General features: G+C 72.2%; 5 protein-coding genes. 4 read left to right on the top strand and 1 reads right to left on the bottom strand.

The window, feature by feature from the left end; translation table 11 throughout:
• On the top strand, positions 1-1,317 hold a 1,317-nt coding region (locus P1P75_RS03305), incomplete at its 5' end, for a hypothetical protein (protein ID WP_319251614.1).
• A gap of 127 nt (positions 1,318-1,444) precedes the next feature.
• Here P1P75_RS03305 and P1P75_RS03300 read toward each other — a convergent pair.
• The gene (locus tag P1P75_RS03300) at positions 1,445-1,954 is read right to left on the bottom strand and encodes a DinB family protein (RefSeq protein WP_319251612.1); all 510 of its coding nucleotides are present in this window, start codon (positions 1,952-1,954) and stop codon (positions 1,445-1,447) included.
• Positions 1,955-2,237: 283 nt separating this feature from the next.
• On the opposite strand from P1P75_RS03300, the gene P1P75_RS03295 reads away from it, so the two are divergent.
• From P1P75_RS03295 to P1P75_RS03285, 3 genes are read left to right on the top strand one after another with little or no spacing between them, the layout of a single operon-like run.
• Positions 2,238-4,481 (top strand): MMPL family transporter, encoded by a 2,244-nt coding sequence (locus P1P75_RS03295; protein WP_319251610.1) that lies wholly within the window; start codon positions 2,238-2,240, stop codon positions 4,479-4,481.
• Positions 4,482-4,488: 7 nt separating this feature from the next.
• Positions 4,489-5,817, top strand: coding sequence for a sensor histidine kinase (locus tag P1P75_RS03290; RefSeq protein ID WP_319251608.1), 1,329 nt, complete (start codon positions 4,489-4,491; stop codon positions 5,815-5,817).
• Complete coding sequence (locus P1P75_RS03285) at positions 5,814-6,506, top strand: response regulator transcription factor (protein ID WP_319251606.1); 693 nt, start codon at positions 5,814-5,816, stop codon at positions 6,504-6,506. The genes P1P75_RS03290 and P1P75_RS03285 overlap by 4 nt, the downstream gene beginning before the upstream one ends.
• Positions 6,507-6,655 lie beyond the last annotated feature (149 nt).

Here is a 6,655-nt window from a genome sequence, read left to right as displayed (position 1 = left end):
CACCCCTCCCGGATCGCGCTCTTCGAGGCGATCCGCGCAGACCGCGGCGGCCCCGTCGCCACCCGGCTGCTCCAACTCGTCCACGCCGACACGCCCTTCGTGCGCCGAGAGGCCCTGGCCCTCCTCCACAGCCTGGCCCGCGAACGGCCCTGGCCAGAGGCCGTGGACGCCGCAGCGGCCCGACTCGACGACCCCGACGAGGAAGTACGGCGCCGAGCCGCGTGCCTCTTCGGCTACCGCGGGCGGCCCGGCCCGGTCCTCGCGGCCCTCGGTGAACTCGCCGATCCACTCGTGCGCACCACCCTGGCCAGGGCACTCGGCCCGACCGCCGCCCACCTCACGGATGACGACCTCCCGTCGGTCCGCTTCCTCGCCCACCTGCAGACGCTGCGCACGGTACGACCCGCACGATGGCCCTCCCTGGACGCCGCACTCCTCGACGACGTCCGGGAGGCCGCGCGCCACCTCGACGACATCGGACACAGGTGGGGCCAGGTCCTGTACGGACTGAGGCGCGAACACGACACATACGCCCTAGTGGCCCGCCTCCTCACCGAGCCCGCCACCCGGGACATCGGCGCCGACCTGGCCCGCGAGGCATGCCACGACTGGCGGGTGGCCCCGGTCAGGCTGCTGCCCCTGCTCGTGCGGCACCGCGGCGAAGAGGTCACCCCGGCTCTCGAACTGGCCCTCACGACAGCCTCGATCTCCGAGGCGGCGATGCGGACGCACGAAAGCCTTCTCGCCGGAGTTCCGTTCACCCCGTCTCCGAGGGCCCGCCTAATCCCGTCCACCACGACGGCGTACGACAGCGCGTCCGCCGCCGCGCTGCTCGCCGCCAAGCCTGTGGGCGTCACCCGCCTCGCTCACGCCCCCACCATCTTCGAGGCACTGCTGGACGCCGGCCCGCTGACCTTCCGGCAGGCCGCCCAGCTGTACAACCTGACCTTCTCCAGGCCAGGCCGCTCACAGGCGCAGTGCGCCCCGCTGTGGCTGCGGCACGCCGGCCCTTCCGCACTGTCCCGGCTGCTCGACCTCATGACACCGCACCTGGCCGACTACGCGGTCGGCGAGGACTACCTGGAGGGTCTCGCCCGGATGGGCGGTCACGCGCGCCGCGCGCTGCCGGCCGTGACGGCGCTGATCGACAGGCGTACCCGCATCCCCGTCAACGACTCCACCCGCGACGCCGAGATGAGACTGGACGAAGCCCTTCTGGCCGCCGCCCTCCACACCCGGCGGGCGATCTCACAGACGTGCCGAGGCGTTCGTGAACCGCCGGCCTGGACGCCGTCCGGTACCGGGCCGGGCTCGTAACCGTCGCGGGCCGTGACGCCATGCACCGAGGTGGAGACGGTGACCTCGTCCCGTTGGTGGGCGGTCGCGGTCCCGATCACCCCACAGGCGACCCTCACCGGCACCGGATAGACAGCCGGTTCACGGTTCAGCCGCCGTGCGCGGTGCCGTGGAGGATCTGCTCCCGAAGAATGTCCGCGTGGCCGCAGTGCTGCGCCAGTTCGCGCAGCGTGTGGAGGTAGACCCAACGCAGCGGCAGCGGACCCCGGCGGTTCCCCAGGAGCAGGTCGTCCAGCGTCAACTCCGCCGTCGCTCGACGAGACGCCGCACAGGCCTGCCGGTAGGCACCCCGGACCGAGGCGACGGTGTCGCCGTCGTGCAGATCGAACGACTCGTCGGGGGAGGCGGGAATGCCGATCTCGGTACGGGACCGGCAGCTGATCGCCTCGTCGAACCAGACGCTCTCGACGAACGCGGCGTGCTTGACCAGACCCAGGAGGGTGGTCTTGGAGGTGACCAGCGACCTGCGGGCCTGCTCCTCGGTCAGCCCGTCGAGGCTGTCGTGCAACGCGGATCGGTGCTCGTCGAGAAACGCTTCGAACTGCTCGCGCAACGAGGCCTGGAACACGGCGGGTTGGACTGAGGGATGGGAGACCATGCGCGCAAGGATAGTGCGCTCGCGTCTCCTCGGAAGGACGGGTGAGCCGGTCGCGTCCGTCCTGCACGGCCCCTTGCCCCGCCACGTCCGGCGGGTCCTGGGGCAGGCCGGTCAGGCCCCCGGCGTAGTGCGTAGGCACCAGGACCCGTGAGTGGCTGGTCCGCGTGCACCAGGGGAGGACAGCGGCGGTGCACGATGCCCGACGGGGCGCCGGAGGCAAGTGTGGGAGGCGCGTGCATCTCACGCGTTTCCCTTGCCCTGAGGCGTCTGGAGTGATCGACGAATGGCGACAGTTCTTTACCGGATCGGACGGTGGGCCTTCCGGCGGCGCCGGCTCGTGGGTGGCCTCTGGCTGGGTGCCTTGGTGCTGGCCGTGGCTGCCGCCGCCATGGCGCCGGCCGGGGAGGAAGAGGACCTCTCCATGCCCGGAACGGAGTCACAGCAGGCGTTCGACCTGCTGGACGAGCGCTTCCCTCAGAGCAACTCCCAGGGTGCCGAGGCCCGCTTGGTGTTCCGGGCACCCGACGGACGGCGGGTGACCGCCGCCGAGCACAGGGCGGCCGTCGAGGACACGCTCGGTTCCCTGGACGGGGGCGCTCAGGTCGCGTCGGCCACCGACCCCTACGAGACCGGCGCCGTCAGCGAGGACGGCACCATCGCCTACTCCACGGTCACCTACACGGTGGGAGCCGTCGACCTGACCGAGCCGACGAAGAGCGCCCTCGAGGACGCCGCGAGCCAGGCCCGGGACGCGGGGCTGACCGTGGAGATCGGCGGCTCGGCCCTGGACGCGGAGGAGGAACCGGGTGGTACGACGGAGCTCATCGGCGTGTCGGTGGCGGCGGTGGTGCTGGTCCTCGCCCTCGGTTCGCTGGTCGCGGCCGGATTGTCGCTGCTGACCGCCTTGTCGGGCGTGGCGATCGCCTTCGGCCTGGTCTCCGCACTGGCCGTCCCGCTGGGCCTGACATCCACCGTCGCCATTCTGGCGCTGATGCTGGGGCTGGCGGTCGGCATCGACTACGCCCTCTTCGTCACCTCCCGCTTCCGCGACGAGAGCGCCCGGGGCAGCGAGCCGGAGGAGGCCGCGGGCCGGGCGGTGGGCACGGCCGGAGCCGCCGTCGTCTTCGCCGGCGCGACCGTCGTCATCGCCCTCATCGGGCTGGGGGTCGTCGGTATCCCCGAACTCACCAAGATCGGTATGGGCGGCGCGGGCGCCGTGGTACTCGCCGTACTCGTCGCGCTGACCCTGGTTCCCGCGCTGTTCGGCTTCTTCGGCCGCCGGGTGCTGTCCCGCGCCGCCCGCAGGGCCACCCGGCCGGAAAGCCGGCATCCGCACCCGGTGCTCCCCGCGACGGGCCGGCCCGGCATCGGCATCCGCTGGGCGCGGTTCGTGCTGCGCCGGCCGGTGGCGGTCCTGTTGACCGCCGTGCTCGGGCTCGGGACCGTCGCCCTACCAGCGCTGAGCCTCGAACTCGGCCTGCCGGGAGACGAGTCCAAGTCGGTGGAGACCACCCAGCGCCGTGCCTACGACCTGCTGTCGGAGGGGTTCGGTCCCGGCTTCAACGGCCCGTTGACCGTGGTCGTGGACACGTCGCAGTCCGGCGACCCCCGGGCCACCACGGATCTGGTCGCCAAGACCGTACGAGGAGTGGACGGGGTCGCGTCGGTCGGTGATCCGGTGCTCAGCCGCGACGAGGACACGGCCGTCCTCACCGCCGTACCGCAGAGCGCGCCGAACAGCGGCGAGACCAAGGACCTGGTGCACGCGATCCGGGGCGCGGTCTCCGGTGTCGAGGCCGGGACGGGCGCCGGAGTCCTGGTGACCGGTACCACCGCGATGAACATCGATGTCTCCCAGGCCATGTCGGACGCCCTCATCCCCTATCTGGCCGTGGTCATCGGCCTGGCGGTGCTTCTGCTGATGGTGGTCTTCCGCTCGGTACTGGTGCCGGTCAAGGCCGCGCTCGGCTTTCTGCTGTCCGTGGGTGCCGCCTTCGGCGTCCTCGTCGCCGTCTTCCAGTGGGGCTGGGCGGCAGACCTGCTCGGCATCGAGCAGAGCGGACCGGTGATGTCACTGATGCCGATCCTCATCATCGGCATCGTGTTCGGCCTCGCCATGGACTACGAGGTCTTCCTCCTCACCCGGATGCGGGAGGCCTACGTCCACGGCGCGTCCCCCGGCGAGGCCGTCGTCAGCGGCTTCCGGCACAGCGGACGTGTGGTGGCCGCCGCGGCGGTCATCATGATCAGTGTGTTCGCGGGATTCGTCGGGATGAACAGCCCCACCATCCAGACGATGGGCGTCGGGCTGGCTGCCGCCGTTGCCTTCGACGCCTTCGTGGTCCGGATGGCGATCGCACCCGCGGTCCTGGCACTGCTCGGCCACCGGGCCTGGTGGCTGCCCCGTATCGTGGACCGCGTGCTGCCGAACGTGGATATCGAGGGTGAGGCACCGAGCAGGCGGGTTGTGGACCCCGCGACCGAACCGGACGCGGCGGTTCGGCGGCTTCCCGTCGGCCGGGACTGAGCCCGCGATGGCGAACACGGGCGGCGGCGGCCCGCGGCCACGCACCTCGTGGTGGCGGGAGGGTGCGATCACGGCGCTGGCGTTCGCGCTCTGTCTGCTCGGCGGTGTGCTCCAGGTCGACGACACGCTGGCACCGCCGTCCGCTTCCGCCTACGTCATCGCGGTGGTCTCCTGCGCCGTGCTGCCGGTGCGGCACCGGGCCCCGCTCGTCGCCCTGGCCGCCACGACCGCGGTCGGCGTGCTGGTGCCGCCCCTGGGCCTCCTGCTCACCCCGCTCATCGTGACCCCCGCCGTGATCACCACCTACTCCTACTCGCTCGCCGCGCGTACCGAACGGCGCGCGGCGAGCGCGGTGGTGCTCACCTCCGCGGCACTGGCCGCCGCCATCCCGGCCTTCGGGGACTTCTCGTGGAAGGACGCGAGCAGAATGGGCGTGGTCGCGGCGTTCCCGCTGGTGGCCGGCGTACTCGGTCACTCGCTGCGCAACCGACGGGCCTACCTGGAGGCCGTGGAGGAGCGGGCTCGCCGGGCCGAGCAGAACCGGGACAGCGAGGCGCGCCGGAGAGTGGCCGAGGAACGGGTACGCATCGCCCGGGAGCTGCACGACCTCGTGGCCCATCAGATCACCCTGGCCAACGCGCAGGCCACGGTCGCCGCCCACCTCTTCGACACCCGCCCGGAGCAGACTCGCACCAGCCTCAAGGAACTCGTCGAGACCACCAGCCACGCCCTCGACGAACTCCGGGCCACCGTCGGTCTGCTGCGTCAGTCCGGGGACACGGCCGCGCCCGCCGAACCGGCGCCGGGGCTGTCCCGGCTTCCCACGCTCCTGGATGCCTTCCGCCGCGCGGGCCTGGAGGTGTCGGTGCACCAGGAGGGCACGGTCCGGCCGCTGCCGCCGGGCGTGGACCTCACCGCCTACCGCATCGTCCAGGAGGCACTGACCAACGTGACCAAGCACGCGGGTGCCGGGAGCGCCCGGGTGCGCCTCGTCTGGACCGGCGATCGTGTGACCATCACCGTCGCCGACGACGGAGGGGGCACCTGTACGGCGCCGACCGCGTCCACGGGACCGACCGCGTCGTCAGGGCCGACCGCCTCGTCAGCCGCGTCCGCCGCGGTGGACCGATCGCCCGGGTACGGTCTGATCGGGATGCGTGAACGTGCCACAGCGGTCGGGGGACACCTCTCCGCGGGCAGGCGTCCGGAGGGCGGCTTCCTTGTCTCCACCCAACTGCCGATCCCGCCCGCCCAGGACCCGACACGCGACCGTGACAGAGCGACGACCACCGAGGAGGGACAGATGACCGACGGAGAGGCCGGGGGCACGCCGTGACGCTCAGAGTGCTGCTCGCCGACGACCAGGCCCTGCTGCGGGGCGCGTTCCGGATGCTGCTCGACAGCGCCGACGACATCACCGTGGTCGGCGAGGCGGGCGACGGCAGGGAGGCGGTCAGACTCACCCGGGCGCTGCGCCCGGACGTGGTGGTCATGGACATCCGCATGCCCGAGGTGGACGGTCTCACCGCCACGTCGGAGATCTGCGCGGACCCGGAACTGCGTGCCAGCCGCATCTTGATCCTCACCACGTACGAGACCGACGAATACGTCGCTCAGGCGCTGCGCGCGGGGGCCGGCGGATTCATCGGCAAGGGCATCGGGGCCGAGGACCTGGCGGAAGCCGTCCGTACGATCGCCGCCGGCGACACCCTTCTGTCCCCCGCCGCCACCCGCTCCCTGGTCGCCCGATTCCTGGCCACACCGGACCATGCCCCGCCGCACCACGCGGAACAGCTCTCCGCCCTGACCCCGCGCGAACGGGAGATGGTGGCACTGGTCGCGACCGGCCTGTCCAACCAGGAGATCGCCGAGCGGATGTTCCTCAGCCCCTTCACCGTCCGCGCCCACGTGCAGCGCGCCATGACGAAGCTGGAGGCCCGCGACAGGGCACAACTCGTCGTCATCGCCTACCGGACGGGCCTGGCACACGCAGCCCCCGACGGCGGCCCCGGCCGCCTGCCGTAGTCCGAACCGGGACGCTCGACGCGGCGGCTGGACCCCCGGCCCCGGCGACCGAGAGCCAGGGGGCCCGTCCGAGCCTCGACGGCTTCGACCGTGCGCACGCCGTGTTCGCCGCGTCGTCTGACTAGGGTTGTCCTGCTCGCCGCGCTGGA

It is taken from the genome of Streptomyces sp. ID05-39B (assembly GCF_033794725.1).
Classification (GTDB): domain Bacteria; phylum Actinomycetota; class Actinomycetes; order Streptomycetales; family Streptomycetaceae; genus Streptomyces; species Streptomyces bobili.
The sequence above is the reverse complement of the archived record's forward strand: the minus strand, read 5'-3'. Positions and strand labels throughout refer to the sequence as shown.

Excerpts from the sequence above, each read along its gene's own strand:
- P1P75_RS03295 (WP_319251610.1), top strand. The coding sequence starts at position 2,238 with ATGGCGACAGTTCTTTACCGGATCGGACGGTGGGCCTTCCGGCGGCGC.
- P1P75_RS03300 (WP_319251612.1), bottom strand. The coding sequence starts at position 1,954 with ATGGTCTCCCATCCCTCAGTCCAACCCGCCGTGTTCCAGGCCTCGTTG.
- P1P75_RS03290 (WP_319251608.1), top strand. The coding sequence starts at position 4,489 with ATGGCGAACACGGGCGGCGGCGGCCCGCGGCCACGCACCTCGTGGTGG.